Origin of the sequence: Pseudomonas sp. W22_MBD1_FP4 (assembly GCF_052113765.1) — a bacterium.
Lineage (GTDB): Bacteria > Pseudomonadota > Gammaproteobacteria > Pseudomonadales > Pseudomonadaceae > Aquipseudomonas > Aquipseudomonas sivasensis.
In genome coordinates this window covers 73,337-91,562 of the sequence record NZ_JBGQOI010000008.1, presented here as the reverse complement: position 1 = coordinate 91,562, position 18,226 = coordinate 73,337, and the positions used below count along the sequence as shown (strand labels likewise).

The following is an 18,226-nucleotide window of genomic DNA, read 5'->3' as shown; positions in this document are numbered from 1 at the left end:
CTGAGGTTGCCAATCCGGCTGGGCAACTGTTTTTTCATTCTTTGAAACATTTGCAGTGACTGAATGACGACGCCAGACACTGGGACAGCACAAACATCGAATAAATCGACCCCCATGAAGCTTTTAATCGTCCACTGCATCGAGGAATTCGTCTACCACGGGCATCTCACCCAATCGTGACGGAATGTTTAACCCAAAGTGCAGGTAAGCGTGACGCGTCACCACCCGCCCTCTTGGCGTGCGCATGATGTAACCTTGCTGGATCAAGTACGGCTCCAGCACATCCTCAATGGTATGCCGCTCTTCACTGATGGCCGCAGCCAGGCTGTCAACGCCCACCGGGCCGCCGTCGAATTTCTCGATCATGGTCAAGAGTAGACGTCGATCCTGGTGATCGAAACCATGCTCGTCCACGTCCAGCAAGTTCAGCGCCAGGTCAGCCACTGCCTTGGTGATATGCCCCTTGGCCCGCACTTCAGCAAAATCGCGCACACGACGCAGCAATCGGTTGGCGATCCGTGGCGTGCCGCGGGCACGACGCGCAATCTCAAACGCGCCTTCCGGGTCCAGGGGCAAGCCAAGTATGCTCGCCGAACGGCTGACGATGGTCGCCAGATCCGCCGTGCTATAGAACTCAAGACGCTGAACAATGCCGAAACGGTCTCGCAATGGGTTGGTGAGCATGCCCGCACGAGTCGTCGCCCCCACCAGGGTGAACGGTGGCAGGTCGAGCTTGATCGAGCGCGCCGCCGGACCTTCGCCGATCATGATGTCGAGCTGAAAGTCCTCCATCGCCGGGTACAGCACTTCCTCAACGATGGGCGACAACCGGTGAATCTCGTCGATAAACAGTACGTCGTGAGGTTCAAGGTTGGTGAGCAGCGCCGCAAGATCACCCGGACGCTCCAACACCGGGCCGGAGGTGGATTTGATCGACACCCCCATTTCCTGCGCAATGATATTGGCCAGGGTGGTTTTACCCAGCCCCGGTGGACCGAAAATCAATGTGTGATCCAGGGATTCACTGCGCCCGCGCGCGGCCTGGATAAACAACTCCATTTGCTCACGCACGGTGGGCTGGCCGATGTAGTCGGCCAGGCTCAGGGGGCGGATGGCCCGGTCCTGAACTTCTTCACGGTCGCGCGGGCCAGTGGCCGCAATCAGACGATCAGCTTCAATCACTTAAATCATTCCCTTCAGGGCTCGGCGGATCATGTCTTCGCTGCTCAGGTTCTTGTCTTTAATCGCCGACACCGCCTTGCTTGCCTCCTGCGGCTTATAGCCCAGAGAGATAAGCGCGCTGACCGCATCGCTTTCGGCGCTCGCTACTTGGCCCGCCGGCATATCCGGTTGGTTCGGCACCAGGGCGAACATGCTCGGCACAACCTCCCAGGCCTTGAAGCGGTCTTTGAGCTCGACCAACAGGCGCTCGGCGGTTTTCTTGCCCACACCCGGTACCTTGGTCAAAGCCGAGGTGTCCTGGGCCGAAACGGCACGCACCAACTCGTCTACTTCCAGGCTCGACATCAAGGCCAGCGCCAGTTTCGGCCCTACGCCATTGAGGCGAATCAGTTCGCGAAAAAAGTCTCGGTCACGCTTGCCGATGAAACCATAGAGTAGTTGCGCGTCTTCGCGCACCACCAAATGGGTGTGCAGCGTTATCGGCTCACCGACCGACGGTAGGCGATAGAGTGTGGTCATGGGCACTTCGAGTTCATACCCCAACCCGTTTACATCCAGAATCAGATGCGGCGGCTGTTTCTCAGCCAGGGTGCCGCGCAAGCGTCCAATCACGGTTCAAATCCTTAAAGCGTGGGGGTCAGATCGAGGCCTGACCGCAAATTTCGATTGCGCTGATGCTATCAGAGACGCAGCCGCCCGCCACGACTGCGTGCTGTGCCCAACCCGTGGGGCAGCAGGCTGGAACGAGTGTGTGCATGGCAAATGGCAATAGCCAGGGCGTCAGAGGCATCAATCTGCGGTTTTGAGGTGAGCTTGAGCATGTGCATGACCATCATCTGAACCTGCTCTTTATTAGCGGCGCCGGTGCCGACCACGGCCTGCTTGACCTGAGTAGCAGTGTATTCCGCGATTTCCAGGCTCTCTTCGGCGCCGGCGACGATGGCAGCGCCACGGGCTTGGCCGAGCTTCAACGCCGAGTCAGCGTTTTTTGCCATGAACACCTTTTCGATGCCCATGGTCACCGGCCCGTAGGTCTGGATCACTTCGCGCACGCCGCGATAAACAATCTGCAGGCGCTCGGCTAACTCGCCCGCGCCGGTGCGGATGCAGCCCGAGGCGACATAGACGCAGCCACGCGGGGTGTGTTGCACCACACCAAAGCCGGTGATGCGCGAACCGGGGTCGATACCTAGGATTAAAGTCATAACGCCTGCAGGTTGGATAAACACATTTTTTGATACACCGTAGTTCCAATGTGGGAGGGGGCTTGCTCCCGATAGCTGCGTGTCAGTCAGCTTATGTCTAACTGGACGACCGCCATCGGGAGCAAGCCCCCTCCCACATTTGGATCTACGTCATTCCTCAGCCTAGCTGTTCGGCCACGGATTCCGGAATATCGGCGTTGGAATACACGTTTTGCACATCATCCAGGTCTTCCAGCATATCCAGCAGCTTCAGCACCTTCTGCGCGCCATCCAAGTCCAACTCGGCGCTGGTGGTCGGCAGCATCACGATCTCGGCGTCGGAGCCTTTGAAGCCGGCCGCTTCCAGGGCGTTACGCACAGCGTAGAATCCGGCAAACGAGGTAAACACGTCGATGGAGCCATCTTCGTTGGTGACCACATCGTCGGCATCGGCCTCCATGGCGGCCTCCATCAGCGCATCCTCATCCACACCCGGCGCGAAGGATATCTGGCCCTTGCGCTCAAACAGGTAAGCCACCGAGCCGTCGGTGCCGAGGTTGCCACCGCATTTGCTGAACGCATGGCGCACAGCGGCGGCTGTGCGGTTGCGGTTATCGGTCATGCACTCGACCATCACCGCCACGCCGCCTGGGCCATAGCCTTCGTAGGTCAGCTCAACCATGTCGTCGGTATCGGCAGCGCCGGCACCACGGGCCACAGCGCGGTCGATAATGTCGCGGCTCATGTTGGCGCCGAGCGCTTTGTCCAGTGCCAGGCGCAGACGCGGGTTGGAGCCCGGATCACCACCGCCTTGACGGGCAGCGACGGTCAGCTCGCGAATCCACTTGGTGAAAATCTTGCCTTTCTTGGCATCCTGACGCTCTTTGCGGTGCTTGATGTTCGCCCACTTGGAATGGCCAGCCATAACACAACTCCGAAATTCTCTAGAAACCTTGATCAACCCCGCCCCAGGCGGGATACAGCTCTTTAACGCAAAGGCGCATCCGAAGATGCGCCTTTTTGACTGCGTAAAACCCTATAGCGCTTTCACGCAGCAGCCTTACTCAGCCTTTGGCGTCTCGCGCAGACGGATGTGCAGTTCGCGCAGCGCCTTGGCATCCACCACACCCGGAGCCTGGGTCATGACGTCCGCAGCACTCTGGGTTTTCGGGAAGGCGATCACTTCACGGATCGACTGGGCACCGGTCATCAGCATCACCAGACGGTCGAGACCGAACGCCAGGCCACCGTGAGGCGGCGCGCCGTACTTCAGGGCGTCGAGAAGGAAGCCGAACTTCTCTTCCTGCTCCGCTTCGTTGATGCCCAACAGGCGGAATACCGCTTGTTGCATCTCTTTGCGATGGATACGGATCGAACCGCCACCCAGTTCGGTGCCGTTGAGCACCATGTCGTAGGCGCGGGACAGTGCGCCAGCCGGGTTGGCTTCCAATTCCTCAGGCGAGCACTTCGGCGCGGTGAACGGATGGTGCAAGGCGCTGAAGCTGCCGTCGTCGTTCTCTTCGAACATCGGGAAGTCGACAACCCACATCGGTGCCCACTTGCAAGTCAGCAGGTCCAGGTCGTGGCCCAGCTTGATGCGCAGCGCGCCCAAGGCTTCGCTGACGATTTTGGCTTTGTCTGCACCGAAGAACACGATGTCGCCGTCGACCGCGCCAACGCGATCAAGAATCGCGTTGAGGTTGTCCAGCGGAATGTTTTTCACGATCGGCGATTGCAGACCGTCAACACCGTTGGCGCGCTCGTTGACCTTGATGTACGCCAAGCCCTTGGCACCGTAGATGCCGACAAACTTGGTGTAGTCGTCGATCTGCTTGCGCGGCATGCTCGCGCCGCCAGGCACGCGCAGGGCAGCGATGCGGCATTTAGGGTCGTTGGCCGGGCCGCTGAAAACTTTGAAATCAACTTCTTTCAGTTGGTCGGCAACGTCCACCAGTTCCAACGGGTTACGCAGGTCTGGCTTGTCGGAGCCGTAGCGGCGCATGGCTTCTTCGAAGGTCATGTGCGGGAATTCGCCGAACTCCAGGTCCAGCACTTCCTTGAACAGGTTGCGGATCATCTGCTCGGTCAGGCCCATGATCTCTTTTTCATCGAGGAAACTGGTCTCGATGTCGATCTGGGTGAATTCCGGCTGGCGGTCGGCGCGCAGGTCTTCGTCGCGGAAGCACTTGGCGATCTGGTAGTAACGGTCGAAGCCGGCCACCATCAGCAGTTGCTTGAACAGCTGTGGCGATTGCGGCAGCGCAAAGAACGAACCGGCGTGGGTACGGCTAGGCACCAGGTAGTCACGCGCGCCTTCCGGGGTGGCCCGGGTCAGGATCGGCGTTTCTACATCAAGGAAGCCGTTCTCGTCGAGGAAACGACGGATGCTGGTGGTCATACGCGAACGCAAACGCAGCTTTTCGGCCATTTCCGGACGACGCAGGTCCAGGAAGCGGTAGCGCAGGCGGGTTTCTTCGCCCACGTCGGAGTATTCGTTGAGTGGGAACGGCGGAGTTTCCGACTCGTTCAGCACTTCCAGCTCGTAGCCCAGCACTTCGATCGCGCCCGAGGCCATGTTCGCGTTCACGGCACCGGCTGGACGCAGGCGCACCTTGCCGGTGATCTTCACGACGTATTCGCTGCGCACGCGGTCGGCGGCGGCGAAACTCTCGGCACGGTCAGGATCGAACACTACCTGGGCCAGACCATCACGATCACGGATATCGAGGAAGATCACCCCGCCGTGGTCGCGGCGACGGTGAACCCATCCGCAAAGGGTAATTTCCTGACCTTCCAGGGTCTCGTTCAGTTGGCCGCAATAGTGGCTGCGCATCATGGTCGTGGTTTCACTTCTCGTAATTCGTAATTCGGTGGAGGCTTGCCTCGTCACCGCACAGTTAAGCAGGGGACGGATAATGCAGTAGCCTGCGCGTGGAGTTCAACTCAGTCTGCTTTGTCGCCGCCGGCCAGATTCTTCTTCGAGCCGGTCTTGAAATCGGTCTCGTACCAGCCGCTGCCGCTCAGGCGGAAGCCTGGCATGGACAACATCTTCTTGAGCTCGGGTGCCTGGCAGGCCGGGCAATCGACCAACGGCGCGGCGCTGATCTTCTGGATGGCTTCCAACTGATGTCCACAGGAAGCACATTGATAGTCGTACATGGGCATGGCGATGTCTCGGCGATCGATCGTTACTGTGCCGCGCCCGCTCTTGGAGTAGAGCAGAGGGAGAAAGCCCCGGCAGCAGCAAAGCGCGAGATTATATCTGGTAAATCGAGGCAGCGCAGCCGGCTTTCTGCCCGGAGCCTGGTCCACTTCGACGGCGGACCGGCCCCAAAGCCGACCGATCACTCAGGGTTTGGCGAGGCAACACGGCCTTTTAATAGATGAACCACGCACACAACCCTGACCAAGCCACTGAAGTTCTTCACACCTCCATACCGCAAGTGCACTTCCCGATCGACATAGGACAGCAGCGCACTGACAGAGCAGGCATTGATCCTGGCTATTTCCGTGAGGATGTTCCAATAGATCTGCTCAAGCCGCAGACAAGTGGAAAACCCATTGAGCCGTACCGATCGGGACATTGGCTTGGCCAGCCCCATATCGAACCCCTTGGCGAAGGGGTCGACGTTTATCTTATGAAAACCACCGGTTTCCATTACTCCAATATCCACTCCACGTGACATACACCTGACACTCCATTGCCAAACAGCAGCCCACGGGTCCTCCCATTGGGCAGTGACCCTATAAAACAGCAGGACGAGGCAGGCAGCCAGAAGACGGGACGTTGAAAGGCGTAGGACAACGCTAGGAAATGCATGGAAACAAGCAAGTGGCGCCGCGATGGCGCCACTCCGGGTCAACGACTACTGATTTTCGAGCAGAGAGCGCAGCATCCACGCGGTTTTCTCGTGAACCTGCATACGCTGAGTCAACAAGTCTGCAGTCGGCTCATCGCTGACTTTATCAAGCAGCGGGAAAATACCCCGCGCGGTCCGTGTGACAGCTTCCTGGCCCGCCACCAACTGCTTGATCATCTCTTCTGCGCTGGGTACGCCCTCTTCTTCCTTGATGGAAGACAGACGGGCATAGATCGAATAGGCACCCGGCGCCGGAAAACCCAGGGCACGGATACGCTCGGCAATAGAGTCAACCGCCAGCGCCAGCTCGTTGTACTGCTCTTCGAACATCAAGTGCAGCGTCCGAAACATGGGGCCCGTGACGTTCCAATGGAAGTTGTGGGTCTTCAGGTACAGTACATAGGTATCGGAAAGCAGTCGTGATAGCCCATCGACGATGGATTTACGATCTTCTTCACTGATACCGATATCGATTGCCATGTTTATCCCCTTCAATTGACAAGCATTCATTGATCAGGTGCAGGACCACTGTAGCAAGAGTGCTGCTGACGCGCAGCCCGCCAAGGACACGGTGCGGCAAATGGTCCTGCGCTTTACGCCCTCTTCGGCGGCAACCAAGCCCTTTGAGCTACGCAGGAAAATTCCCGCCAACCGCCCAAAAAACACCTGCACCTGTCTAGGACCAGCGTTTCACGCAGAAATGCCCCGCACCCTGCAAAGCACGAAAATGCTTGATTTGAGTAGGCACAGCCTTTGCTGTTAAATAGGCAGCGTGTCGCCGCCGTTTTTTCACGGCGAGCGGCATAGGCTGATACCCGTGCACGTGCCCAACGCCTCCCATTGTTCAGAAGCGAACCGTGCCAGTCAGCTCTTCCTTGTGATCCGTCTTAACGTGAGTTAATCAAAATGTTGAAAATCGTCCACCTGCTAACGGGCGTTGCAGCGTTGCTGCTGTCCTTTATCCCGAGCCTGCAGCCTGAAAGCCTGCCCTACCTGCAACAACATGACGCTTTGTACCTGGCCTTGTTCGGCCTTCTTAACCTGACGCTCGCCCCAGTAATCCCTTACTGGAACAAAGGCACGCGCCATCAACTGCAAAACCTGGTCAGCGCGCTGCTGGTACTGACCGTTGTCGTACAAACCCTCACCCTCCTGGCACCCATGCCTGAAGTCGGCGGCCATCCGGCCATCCTGCTCAGCCTGGTAATTGCTGTGGTCGCCATCGCTCTTCACCTGGCTATCAGCTTCTACCGCTCGTCCCCCGCGGCCGCGTCGCAAAACTACGACATGACCAATCGGGATACCGGTACCGTCAAGTGGTTCAACACATCCAAAGGCTTCGGCTTTATTTCCCGTGATTCGGGCGACGATATCTTCGTCCACTTCCGGGCCATTCGCGGCGAAGGCCATCGTGTTCTGGTTGAAGGCCAGCGCGTGGAGTTTTCCGTGATGAATCGCGACAAAGGCCTACAAGCCGAAGACGTGATCGCTGCATTGCCGCGTCGCTGATTCCAGCCGTCGCAGCAAAAAAAACCGCGATCCAGCCTGGCTGGGTCGCGGTTTTTTTATTGCCTGTCGATCAGTAGTGAGGCGGCGGCGCTTCTTCTTCGGATGACTCGAATTGCCCGCCCATTTCTTCCTGGCGCTTAAGCAGCGCGGTCATCTGCAACTGCAGCCGTTCGACGGCCCGCTGCTGGGTGACCAGGATGTCATTCAGGGTTTCGATGGTGTCGTCCTGAAAGGCCAGGCGGCTTTCCAGTTCAGTGACGCGGTCTTGCAGATCCATGGTTCAGCCCTGGGTAAAGATAAAGTCGGCGGGCAGCATCTCGCGCAGACGCGAACGAATGGCGGCCAGTTGCTCTTCAGTGTACGGCTGGGCCGGATGCTTGCCCCACACTGGAGCAGGCCAGGCAGCGTCATCACGCTTTCGTACGATCACATGCACATGCAATTGGCTCACGACGTTGCCCAGCGCGCCAATGTTCATCTTGTCGGCGGCCAACCCTTCATTCAGCCACTGCGCCAAGGCAGTGGTCTCTTGCCACAAGGTATCTTGATCTGCGACATCCAGCTGAAACACTTCGCTGATACCGTTGATACGCGGCACCAGGATGAACCAGGGGTAGTTCGAATCATTGGACAGCAGCAGGCGGCACAGCGGGAAGTCCCCGATGACCAGTGTGTCTTGTTGCAAACGTTGATCTAAGGCGAACACCACGGGCACTCCGTTCGGAAGGTCAGTTTCAGGCGCCAGCATACCTATGAACGCGCCAGGCTTCACGGCGAATGGCAGCAACGTAACGCAAACCGATAAAAACCTGCACTCTTAAGAGGCAGGCAAATATTTGAGCTACGCTAATCCGGGCCTTTCAAGGGCGCACCAAAATGACCCACTTGTGCATCAAAGGGATCCGCCGACTACCCACTTGTAGGGTGAACCGGTAACGTTTTTCTCTGGCACAGTGTTTTAGTACCACCGAACAGGCGTAACCCATGCACGTCAAGCCCAAACAAAACGGCGTAAAAACCCCGTACTTATGAGGTTTTTACACGCCCACCACGCTTTTCACGAAAAAATGACATTCGGTTACCGGTTTGGGCGCGCTTGTTGCATTCACACTCACATCGTCGGCAACGACACCCGTTTGGAAGCAGGTGTTTCGCGATAAAAGAACAGCAGCGTTTCGATGCGCCCCACGGAAGGTTTCAAACTTCGAAAGAGGTCTGAAAACAGCATTGAAGTTGTCAGTCCCGTAACATTCAGGACTGTGAATTTGCGACATGGAGCTAGCAATTTACGACAGCCTCGTAAAGAAGCTGAAAGGAAAGTTTGGTAAGTATCGTCATTAGAGTCTGCGTGATATAACTTTGCGCCGACACAAAAAAGAAAGAGCCGCCCAGATAAAAATACAGGTGGGACGGCAGTACTCTTCCGAAAACCAAAGGAGCAAATCACGATGCGCGTGATGAAGTGGAGCATGATCGCCCTGGCTGTTTCTGCAGGCACCTCGCAGTTCGCAATCGCGTCCTCTCAGGACGACGCAAAGGGCTTTATCGAAGATAGCACCCTGACCGCGAAAACCCGTGCAATGTACATGAACCGTGACTACAAGGACGGCGTGGGTAACGTGCGTCGTAGTAACGGTAACTACACCACCGGCACCGACGACAAAGTCAGCGGCTACCGTCAGGACACCGGTATCAGCGAGTTGCTCACCTACCAATCCGGCTTCACCCAAGGCACCGTCGGCTTCGGCGTCGATGCCATGGCCATGGGCAGCTATAAGCTTGATGGCGGTGCGGGCCGTGCCGGTAACGGTCTGTTCGCAACCAATGGCGCTGGCGAGCCAGAATCCACCCAGTCCAAAGTGGCAGGGGCAGCGAAACTCCGCATCTCCGACACCGTGCTGAAATATGGCAACCAGTTCGTATCCAGCCCGGTTTTCACTACCGACGACGGCCGTCTGCTGCCTGAAGTCGCCACCGGCACCTTGATCACCAGCAACGAGATCAAAGGTCTGGAATTGACCGCCGGCCGCTTCAGTGCATTGAGCGCGCAAACCGGCATGGGCCGTGACACCATCAACGGCCGCAGCCGTGTTACCGGCAAGCAAAACCCAGGTCTGACAGCAGCGAACATCGCTGGTTTTACCTACTCGGGTCTTGAAAACTTCATTTTCGCGTTCCACGCCTCCGATGTTGAAGACTACTGGAAGAAGCAGTACGTCAACGTCTTCTACACCCTGCCGCTGAGCGACAAACAATCGTTGAGTTTCGACTTCAACGGCTACCGCAGCAAGGATGACGGCAAGAAGCTGGGCGGCGACCTGGACAACCGCGTCTGGAGCCTGGCAGCTGCGTATAGCATCGACGCACACAAGTTCACCCTGGCTTACCAGCAGTCCTCTGGTAAAACCGGTTACAACTACGGTGTCGACGGTGGCGGTACCGTTTACCTGGCCAACTCCGTGCAAATCTCCGACTTCGTTGGCGAAGACGAGAAGTCCTGGCAGGCTCGCTACGACCTGAACATGGCCTCGTTCGGCGTGCCAGGTCTGAGCTTCATGACCCGTTACACTCGCGGTAGCAACGTTACCGTTGCAGATTCCAGCGATGGTAAAGAGCACGAATGGGACGTGGAAGCCAAGTACGTACTGCAAGAAGGCCCGGCCAAAGGTCTGTCCTTCCGCGTTCGTAACGCAATCTACAGCGGCACCAACAGCGATTACCGCGCGACCAACTACGACAACCTGGTCGACACCCGTGTGATCGTAGAATACCCACTGAGCATCTTGTAATTTCAGTGGTCAGCTGATTGCGCTAACGCGTAACGCTAATAAAAACCGGCGCCCTTAATCAGGTCGCCGGTTTTTTTATGACCTACAAAAAGCGCTTCAATTTTACATAGCAAGCTAACTAAGAAAACCTAGGCTTACTAGTTGTGTTACTCGGCGTCGATTAAAACTTGATAGTTGCCAAAGGGGAGTGACAAAAAACAAGGGGCATGAAGCCCCTTGTCTTTAACAGCAATAGCTGACCAAGCGGCCAATTTAATAAAGCAACTGATTACACAGCCGCTTCCTGAACCACACGAATAACCCGTTGCGGAAACGGAATATCAATCCCCGCCGCCTTTAAACGATCACGCGCCAGTTCATTGAGCATGAAGACTACATCCCAATAATCCGGGGTTTTGGTCCAGCAACGCAGGGAAACCGTGATAGAGCTATCGCCCAAGGTCGAGACCACCGCAACCGCTGCAGGATCAGTCAGTACACGGGGATCTTTTGACAGTTCCAGAAGCACGTCACGGGCTTTTTGCAGGTCGGCGTCATAATCCACGCCCACATCAAACACCACCTTGCGGGTCGGCTGACGGTTGGTGTTGGTGATGATGCCGTTGGACAGGATGCCGTTAGGTACGATCACGGTCTTGTTGTCGCCAGTGCGCAGCACGGTGTGGAAGATCTGGATGCTGTCGACAGTGCCCGAGGTGCCCTGCGCTTCGATCCAGTCACCAATGCGAAATGGGCGGAACAACAGAATCAGCACGCCACCGGCGAAGTTGGCCAGGCTGCCCTGCAATGCCAGGCCAATGGCCAGGGTCGCGGCACCGATGGCCGCGACGAACGAGGTAGTCGCCACGCCGATCATCGACGCGACACTGACAATCAGCATGACCTTCAGCGCGATGTTCGCCAGGCTGGTGATGAAGTGTTGCAGTGCCAGGTCCGCGTTACGCAGAGCCAGCAAGCGACCTACACGGTGGGTCAATACGTTGATCAGCCACCAGCCAATGGCCAGGGTGATCACTGCCAGTAGTACTCGGCTGCCGTATTCCATGATCATCGGGATCCACGACTGTGAGGTCTTGATCAGGTGATCCACTTCAGCATTGAAATCCATCTATCGTCTCCTGTTTGGCGGATGTGCGGCTTTATTGACGGCCTAAAAACGCAAATGAGCCCCGTAGGGCTCAAGTGCAGGCACAGGTTATGGGGCGTGGGACGTCAAAATCGCCCGCTGGTTCCCCAAAATGCCATCAGTCGCGGAAGTTATTGAACTGCAGCGGCATGTCGAAGGTTTTGGCGCGCAGGGCAGCGATGGCCTCTTGCAGGTCATCACGTTTCTTGCCAGTGACGCGAACCTGCTCACCTTGGATGGCCGCCTGGACTTTCAGCTTGGCGTCCTTGATATGGGCGACGATCTTCTTCGCCAGCTCCTTATCGATGCCTTCCTTTAACACTGCTTCCTGCTTCATCAGCTTGCCGGAAGCGTAGGCGTCCTTGATTTCAAGGCACTGTGCATCGATCTTGCGCTTGACCAGCGACAGCTTGAGGATCTCGATCATCGCTTCCAGCTGGAAATCGGCTTCAGCGGTCAGGTTGACGGTCAGTTCCTTTTCCTTGAACTCGAAGCTGCCCTTGCCCTTCAGGTCATAGCGACGGTCCAGCTCCTTGACGGCGTTCTCGACGGCGTTGGTGACTTCGTGTTTGTCCAGTTCAGATACCACGTCGAACGAAGGCATGTGATTTCTCCAATATAAGGGGCGGGTTCAGTAGAGATGGAGCGCGCCCGAGCTAAAATGCCGGGGCATTATAGCGGTTCTTTCGCCCCGTTCACCGCAGGCGACCCTACGGAGCACAAACTGATGTCGACCACCTGGCATATTCTCGGCGCCGGCAGCCTGGGCACACTCTGGGCCACGCGCTTGGCTCGCGCCGGCCTGCCCGTGAGGATGATTCTGCGCGATAAGGCGCGCCTTGCCAGCTATCAGGCCGGTAAGGGGCTGACGTTGGTCGAACACGGTATAGAAAAGACTTATCCGGTGATTGGCGAAACGCCTGACAACCCCGAGCCGATTCATCGCCTGCTGGTTGCGTGCAAAGCCTACGACGCCCAGAGCGCCGTCGCACATTTGCAGCATCGCCTGTCGCCACACGCCGAGCTGGTCCTTTTGCAAAACGGCCTTGGCAGCCAGGACGCAGTGGTTGCTCAGTTCCCCCAAGCACGCTGCATCTTCGCCTCCAGCACCGAAGGCGCGTTTCGCGACGGCGATTGGCGCGTAGTGTTTGCAGGCCATGGCTACACCTGGCTGGGAGATGCAGCCCACCCTGCCCCACCGCTGTGGCTGAACGACCTTCACGCCGCCGGCATCCCCCACGAATGGAGCACCGACATTCTTACGAGGCTATGGCGCAAGCTCGCGCTCAATTGCGCGATTAACCCGCTGACCGTGCTTTACCAGTGCCGCAACGGAGAACTGCAAACCCATCAATGCGAAGTGGCAACCCTGTGCGCTGAACTCGGTGAGCTGCTGGAATGTTGCGGCCAACCCGACGCCGCGCTGGACCTGCAACACGAAGTGGAACGGGTGATCCACGCCACAGCCGCTAACTACTCCTCCATGTACCAGGACGTCGCCAACGCTCGCCGCACCGAAATCAGTTACCTGTTGGGCTATGCTTGCCAGGCGGCCGCACGCCACCAATTGAACCTGCCGCATTTGCAGCAGTTGCAGGTGCGTTTGATTGATCAGTTAGTTGCACGCGGATTGCCCCGCGACTGAGCCACGCGCTACCCTGCCCGCCTGTCTATCACCTGGGATAACCCTGATGCCGCTGCGCCAGCGCCTCGAAAATCTACCGGTTGGGCAGAAACTGCTGGCCGCCCTGTTGGTGTTGTTGACCACCGTATTGCTGGTGGCCAACCTGACCTTTATCAGCGCCGCGTACTGGATTTCCCAGGAAAGCATGGCACCTCAGGCGTTGCAGGCCATCGGTCGCCTGGTATCCAACCCGGGCCTCGCCGCCGAAGCGCTCGAATCCCCCGCCCAAGCCGATGCCCTGCTCAGTGAGCTGACCAGCTATTCGCCATTACGCGCCGCTGCCCTGTATGACGGCGAAGGCAACCGCCTGGCGCAGATGCAACACGGTGATCGCCTGCACTTGCCGGACAACTATCGGCATATCGAGGCGTGGCGTGTTACCGAGTTTCGCAGTAACCAGATCATCACCCTGCCCCGGGCAGGCCAGCCTTCCGGGCATTTGCTGCTGGTGGCCAGCAGCGAACTGCCGGTGGCCTTCTACACCGGCACGCTGACGGCCAGCCTGGGTATCCTGATTTTCAGTGTGCTGCTATGGCTGATCATCGCCCGGCAGATCAAGCGCCTGATTACCCGGCCGATCCACGAATTGGAAGAACTGTCGCGCCAAGTAACCCGCGAAGAGAACTACTCCCTGCGCGCCGGCCGTGGTAACCGCGATGAAATCGGCAGCCTGGCCGAAGCCTTCAACACCATGCTGTCGCGTATCGAAGCTCGCGAACAGCAGCTCAAGCGCGCACGGGACGACTCCCAGGCCGCTTACGACCAAGCCCAAGGCCTGGCCGAAGAAACACGCCATACCAACCGAAAGTTGGAGCTGGAAGTCCAGGTTCGCAGCAAGATCGAGAAAAAACTCACCGGTTTTCAAAACTACCTGAACAGCATCATCGACTCGATGCCCTCGGCGTTGATCGCCCTGGACGAACAACTCTACGTCACCCAGTGGAACCAGGAGGCCAGCGCGCTTTCCGGTACGCGTCTGGATGAAGCGCTGAATCAGCCGATCTACCTCGCTTTTCAACCGCTCAAGCCGTACCTGCCGCAGATCAAGGCTACGGTGGAGCAGCACACGGTAGAACGCATCGAGCGTGTCACCTGGATCAAGGATGATGAACCCAAGCATTACGCCCTGACCTTCTACCCTCTGATGGGCGGAGCCGGGCGGGGCGTGGTGATCCGTATCGACGACATCACTCAGCGCCTGTCCCTGGAAGAAATGATGGTGCAGTCGGAAAAAATGCTCTCGGTCGGTGGGCTTGCCGCCGGTATGGCTCACGAGATCAACAATCCGCTGGGGGCGATCCTGCATAACGTGCAGAACATCCGGCGCCGGCTGTCGTCCGACCTACCCAAAAACCTGGAATTCGCCGAGCAGGCAGGTATCGAACTGGAAAAGATCAACCGCTACCTGGAAGGCCGTGAGGTGCCACAATTGCTGGATGGCATCCAGCAAGCCGGTGCGCGAGCGGCCAAGATCGTCACTCACATGCTCAGCTTCAGCCGCCGCAGCAACCGGCAGATGGCGCCTTGCGACCTGCCGGCGCTGATCGACCAGGCCGTGGAAATTGCCGGTAACGACTTCGATCTGGCCATCGGTTTCGACTTCAAGGGCCAGGCGATCATTCGTCAGTTCGACCCCCAATTGGGCCCGGTGCCCGGCACTGCCAACGAGCTGGAACAAGTACTGCTCAACCTGTTGAAAAACGCAGCCCAGGCCATTCATCTGCGTGAAGACGATCGCGAACCGGGGCGCATCATCCTGCGCACACGTCTTAACCCGCCGTGGGCAGAGATTCAGGTGGAAGACAACGGTATCGGCATGAGTGAGAACGTACGTAAACGCACTTTCGAGCCGTTCTTCACCACCAAAGAGATCGGCCAGGGCACTGGGCTTGGGCTTTCGGTTTCGTACTTCATCGTCACCAACAACCACAAAGGGCAGATGGAGGTGCATTCCACCCTCGGTCAAGGCACCTGTTTTACCCTGCGCTTACCCTTGGCAGGCAGCCAACTGCCGCCCAATGAACTGACCCAACTGGAGCACTGACCATGGGCTTTCGCCTGTCGAAGATTTACACCCGTACTGGAGACACAGGCGAAACCGGCCTCGGCGACGGTCGCCGTGTACCCAAGGACCACCCGCGAGTTGAGGCCATCGGCGAAGTCGATTCGCTGAACAGCCAACTGGGATTATTACTGGCGGGCCTGGAAGAGCAGAGTGGCAAGCATCCGGAACTCAAAGATGTGATCGAGGTACTGACCCCATGCCAACATCGATTATTCGACCTCGGCGGTGAGCTGGCGATGCCGGTGTACAAGGCGCTGAACGCAGCGGAAGTGGATCGGCTGGAGGCCGCGATTGATCGCTGGAATGAAGAGGTCGGGCCGCTGGAAAACTTCATCCTGCCCGGTGGCTCGGCGTTGATCGCCCAGGCCCATGTGTGTCGCAGCCTGGCGCGCAGTGCGGAGCGGCGCTGTCAGCACCTCAACGCGGTGGAGCCGTTAGAGGGAGTGGGGTTGGCGTATATCAATCGGCTGTCGGATTTGCTGTTTGTGGCGGCGCGGGTGATTGCCAGGCGCCAGGGGATTGCGGAGATTTTGTGGCAGGCGGCGGCTAAGCCACACTGATCATGATTCGCTGACTGGCAGGGCCTGATCGGGGGCAAGTCGAATCGTCGCACCCGATGAGGCCCGCCAGAGCAGCTTCAAACTTGTGGCCAGAACGCCCTGATACCCGCCACACCCTGAGCCCCAGCTTCCCAAGCCTGTTCCCGATCAGCAGGTCCAACCCCACCCAACAGAAACACCGGTTTGCTGAACCCACGGATCAACTCTGCCGCCTGCTCCCAACCCAAAGGCTGGGCATCAGGGTGGGTCTGGGTCGGCTGCACCGGCGACAGCGTGACAAAATCCACGTCCATCATTTCTGCCAGCGCCAGTTCTTCAGCGTTGTGGCAAGAAGCAGCCAACCAACGGTCTTTCGGCAGCGGCCGGCCCTTGCTCGCGTATTTGCGCAGTTGCGCCGAGGTCATGTGCCAGCCGGCGGCAGGAAAATCCCCCAGCCATTCAAACGGTCCTTTAAGCATCAACTGCGCCTTGCCAGCGCACAGACCCACCGCATCTACCGCGAGGTCGCGGTATTTGGGGTCGTAACCGTTCGGCGCACGCAGTTGGACCAGCTTGATGCCGCCCGCGACAGCCTTCTGAATACCGCGTAACAGCGTCGGGGTTTCGAGTTCGCCGGGGGTGATCAGATAATCGGCAGGCAAGCGCGCGGCGGCAACGATTGGAGCGTTAGCGGCCGGGAACTCGTAGTTGAGCAAATCCCGAGGCGCCACCCATTCCAGGGGTTGCCCTTCGACACCGTGGGGCTCGCCGGTAAAAGCCGAGACTTCCCAGACATCCAGCAAGACCTGCTTGTCCGGGTAGTCATGCTGCACCTTGATCAACGGCCGAGCCGTGGCGACCTGGATACCCAGTTCTTCCTGTAATTCACGGGACAGGGCCGTGGCGACCGACTCACCGGCCTCCACCTTGCCACCGGGAAACTCCCAGAGACCGCCCTGATGCTGGGTATCCGCGCGGCGCGCCAGCAGGATCCTGCCGTCGACACCGCGGATCACCGCTGCTGCTACATGCACTCGTTTCACCGCGGTTATCCTCTTCTATCAGGTACGGTATTCCGCGTTGATCTTCACGTACTCGTGGGACAGATCGGTGGTCCAGATGGTTTCGCTGCAATCGCCGCGGCCCAACTCGATGCGGATGGTGATTTCTTCCTGCTGCATCACCGCCGAGCCCTGTGCTTCGGTATAGCTCTCGGCACGGGCGCCACGGCTGGCGATGCACACGTCACCGAGGAACACGTCGATCTTGCTCACGTCCAGATCCGGCACACCAGCACGGCCAACGGCGGCGAGGATGCGGCCCCAGTTGGGGTCGGAGGCGAACAGTGCCGTCTTGATCAGCGGCGAGTGGGCCACGGTGTAGCCGACATCCAGGCATTCCTGGTGATTGCCGCCGCCGTTGACTTCAACCGTCACGAACTTGGTGGCGCCTTCGCCGTCACGCACGATGGCCTGGGCCACGTCCATGCACACTTCGAACACAGCCTGCTTCAATGCCGCGAACAGCGGGCCGCTGGCCTCGGTAATTTCCGGCAGATCAGCTTTGCCGGTAGCGATCAGCATGCAGCAATCGTTGGTCGAGGTATCGCCATCGATGGTAATGCGGTTGAACGACTTGTTGGCGCCGTCGAGGATCAGGCTGTGCAGCACGTCGCGGGAAACTTTGGCGTCGGTAGCAATGTAGCCGAGCATGGTTGCCATGTTCGGGCGGATCATGCCCGCGCCTTTACTGATACCGGTCACGGTGACGGTCACGCCGTCGTGCACGAACTGACGGCTCGCGCCTTTCGGCAAAGTGTCCGTGGTCATGATGCCAGTGGCGGCGGCCGCCCAGTTATCCACAGACAGGTCGTCCAACGCGGCCTGCAAGGCGCCTTCGATTTTCTCAACCGGCAGCGGCTCGCCGATGACACCGGTGGAGTAAGGCAACACTTGGCTGGCATCCACGCCAGTCAACTGGGCCAGCTTGGCGCACGTACGCGCAGCAGCGACCAGACCAGGCTCACCGGTGCCTGCGTTGGCATTGCCAGTGTTAGTCAGCAGGTAACGGATGGAGCCGGCGACGCGCTGCTTGGCCAGGATCACCGGAGCGGCACAGAAGGCGTTGAGGGTGAAAACACCGGCGACGGTCGAACCTTCGGCACAGCGCATCACCACCACATCCTTGCGCCCCGGGCGCTTGATGCCGGCCGACGCGATACCGAGCTCAAAACCGGCAACCGGGTGCAATGTGGGCAAAGGACCAAGACCAACAGCCATGAACGCGCT

General features: G+C 58.4%; 19 protein-coding genes. 5 read left to right on the top strand and 14 right to left on the bottom strand.

Annotation, left to right across the window (positions count from 1 at the left end):
* Nucleotides 1-123: 123 nt before the first annotated feature.
* From ruvB to ACEN2T_RS12570, 8 genes are all read right to left on the bottom strand, one after another.
* Nucleotides 124-1,182, bottom strand: coding sequence for a Holliday junction branch migration DNA helicase RuvB (gene ruvB, locus ACEN2T_RS12605; RefSeq protein ID WP_003175801.1), 1,059 nt, complete (start codon nucleotides 1,180-1,182; stop codon nucleotides 124-126).
* Nucleotides 1,183-1,794 (bottom strand): Holliday junction branch migration protein RuvA, encoded by a 612-nt coding sequence (gene ruvA, locus ACEN2T_RS12600; RefSeq protein ID WP_003175802.1) that lies wholly within the window; start codon nucleotides 1,792-1,794, stop codon nucleotides 1,183-1,185.
* Between the two features lie 68 nt (nucleotides 1,795-1,862).
* Nucleotides 1,863-2,387 (bottom strand): crossover junction endodeoxyribonuclease RuvC, encoded by a 525-nt coding sequence (gene ruvC, locus ACEN2T_RS12595; protein ID WP_032890913.1) that lies wholly within the window; start codon nucleotides 2,385-2,387, stop codon nucleotides 1,863-1,865.
* Between the two features lie 157 nt (nucleotides 2,388-2,544).
* Nucleotides 2,545-3,291: a YebC/PmpR family DNA-binding transcriptional regulator gene (locus ACEN2T_RS12590; protein ID WP_122680773.1), complete on the bottom strand. Its 747-nt coding sequence runs from the start codon at nucleotides 3,289-3,291 to the stop codon at nucleotides 2,545-2,547.
* 135 nt (nucleotides 3,292-3,426) lie between these two features.
* Complete coding sequence (gene aspS, locus ACEN2T_RS12585) at nucleotides 3,427-5,202, bottom strand: aspartate--tRNA ligase (protein WP_032890910.1); 1,776 nt, start codon at nucleotides 5,200-5,202, stop codon at nucleotides 3,427-3,429.
* 107 nt (nucleotides 5,203-5,309) lie between these two features.
* A complete protein-coding gene (locus ACEN2T_RS12580) occupies nucleotides 5,310-5,531 on the bottom strand; it encodes an FmdB family zinc ribbon protein (protein WP_010208103.1) in 222 nt (73 codons plus the stop codon).
* A gap of 179 nt (nucleotides 5,532-5,710) precedes the next feature.
* Nucleotides 5,711-6,052: a ribbon-helix-helix domain-containing protein gene (locus ACEN2T_RS12575; protein WP_095185763.1), complete on the bottom strand. Its 342-nt coding sequence runs from the start codon at nucleotides 6,050-6,052 to the stop codon at nucleotides 5,711-5,713.
* 180 nt (nucleotides 6,053-6,232) lie between these two features.
* A complete protein-coding gene (locus ACEN2T_RS12570; protein WP_003193874.1) occupies nucleotides 6,233-6,706 on the bottom strand; it encodes a Dps family protein in 474 nt (157 codons plus the stop codon).
* 426 nt (nucleotides 6,707-7,132) lie between these two features.
* Between ACEN2T_RS12570 and ACEN2T_RS12565 the strand changes: the two genes are divergently transcribed.
* Nucleotides 7,133-7,735 carry a cold-shock protein gene (locus tag ACEN2T_RS12565; protein ID WP_032890906.1) on the top strand — a complete coding sequence of 201 codons (603 nt, stop codon included), beginning with the start codon at nucleotides 7,133-7,135 and terminating at the stop codon, nucleotides 7,733-7,735.
* Nucleotides 7,736-7,805: 70 nt separating this feature from the next.
* Here ACEN2T_RS12565 and ACEN2T_RS12560 read toward each other — a convergent pair whose 3' ends face one another.
* Both ACEN2T_RS12560 and ACEN2T_RS12555 read right to left on the bottom strand, forming a co-directional pair.
* Nucleotides 7,806-8,012, bottom strand: a complete 207-nt coding sequence (locus ACEN2T_RS12560) for a SlyX family protein (RefSeq protein ID WP_032890904.1) — start codon at nucleotides 8,010-8,012, stop codon at nucleotides 7,806-7,808.
* Nucleotides 8,013-8,015: 3 nt separating this feature from the next.
* On the bottom strand, nucleotides 8,016-8,441 hold the full coding sequence (locus tag ACEN2T_RS12555) for an HIT domain-containing protein (RefSeq protein ID WP_442116810.1): 426 nt from the start codon (nucleotides 8,439-8,441) through the stop codon (nucleotides 8,016-8,018).
* Nucleotides 8,442-9,183: 742 nt separating this feature from the next.
* Here ACEN2T_RS12555 and ACEN2T_RS12550 point away from each other — a divergent pair.
* Nucleotides 9,184-10,524, top strand: coding sequence for an OprD family porin (locus tag ACEN2T_RS12550; protein ID WP_122756131.1), 1,341 nt, complete (start codon nucleotides 9,184-9,186; stop codon nucleotides 10,522-10,524).
* Between the two features lie 268 nt (nucleotides 10,525-10,792).
* On the opposite strand, the gene ACEN2T_RS12545 is transcribed toward ACEN2T_RS12550, so the two are convergent.
* Both ACEN2T_RS12545 and ACEN2T_RS12540 read right to left on the bottom strand, forming a co-directional pair.
* Nucleotides 10,793-11,632, bottom strand: a complete 840-nt coding sequence (locus ACEN2T_RS12545; protein ID WP_032890899.1) for a mechanosensitive ion channel family protein — start codon at nucleotides 11,630-11,632, stop codon at nucleotides 10,793-10,795.
* A gap of 136 nt (nucleotides 11,633-11,768) precedes the next feature.
* Nucleotides 11,769-12,254 (bottom strand): YajQ family cyclic di-GMP-binding protein, encoded by a 486-nt coding sequence (locus ACEN2T_RS12540; protein ID WP_003175814.1) that lies wholly within the window; start codon nucleotides 12,252-12,254, stop codon nucleotides 11,769-11,771.
* 123 nt (nucleotides 12,255-12,377) lie between these two features.
* Here ACEN2T_RS12540 and ACEN2T_RS12535 point away from each other — a divergent pair, with 123 nt between their 5' ends.
* The 3 genes from ACEN2T_RS12535 to ACEN2T_RS12525 are packed head-to-tail and all read left to right on the top strand — an operon-like array spanning nucleotide 12,378 to nucleotide 15,959.
* On the top strand, nucleotides 12,378-13,295 hold the full coding sequence (locus ACEN2T_RS12535) for a putative 2-dehydropantoate 2-reductase (protein WP_032890897.1): 918 nt from the start codon (nucleotides 12,378-12,380) through the stop codon (nucleotides 13,293-13,295).
* 46 nt (nucleotides 13,296-13,341) lie between these two features.
* The gene (locus ACEN2T_RS12530; protein ID WP_286819482.1) at nucleotides 13,342-15,378 is read left to right on the top strand and encodes a sensor histidine kinase; all 2,037 of its coding nucleotides are present in this window, start codon (nucleotides 13,342-13,344) and stop codon (nucleotides 15,376-15,378) included.
* 2 nt (nucleotides 15,379-15,380) lie between these two features.
* Complete coding sequence (locus ACEN2T_RS12525) at nucleotides 15,381-15,959, top strand: cob(I)yrinic acid a,c-diamide adenosyltransferase (protein WP_095185765.1); 579 nt, start codon at nucleotides 15,381-15,383, stop codon at nucleotides 15,957-15,959.
* A gap of 77 nt (nucleotides 15,960-16,036) precedes the next feature.
* Here the strand turns inward: ACEN2T_RS12525 and ACEN2T_RS12520 are convergent, their stop codons facing one another.
* Nucleotides 16,037-16,981, bottom strand: coding sequence for a Nudix family hydrolase (locus tag ACEN2T_RS12520; protein ID WP_032890892.1), 945 nt, complete (start codon nucleotides 16,979-16,981; stop codon nucleotides 16,037-16,039).
* A gap of 18 nt (nucleotides 16,982-16,999) precedes the next feature.
* Nucleotides 17,000-18,217 (bottom strand): bifunctional glutamate N-acetyltransferase/amino-acid acetyltransferase ArgJ, encoded by a 1,218-nt coding sequence (gene argJ / locus ACEN2T_RS12515; RefSeq protein WP_032890890.1) that lies wholly within the window; start codon nucleotides 18,215-18,217, stop codon nucleotides 17,000-17,002.
* Nucleotides 18,218-18,226 lie beyond the last annotated feature (9 nt).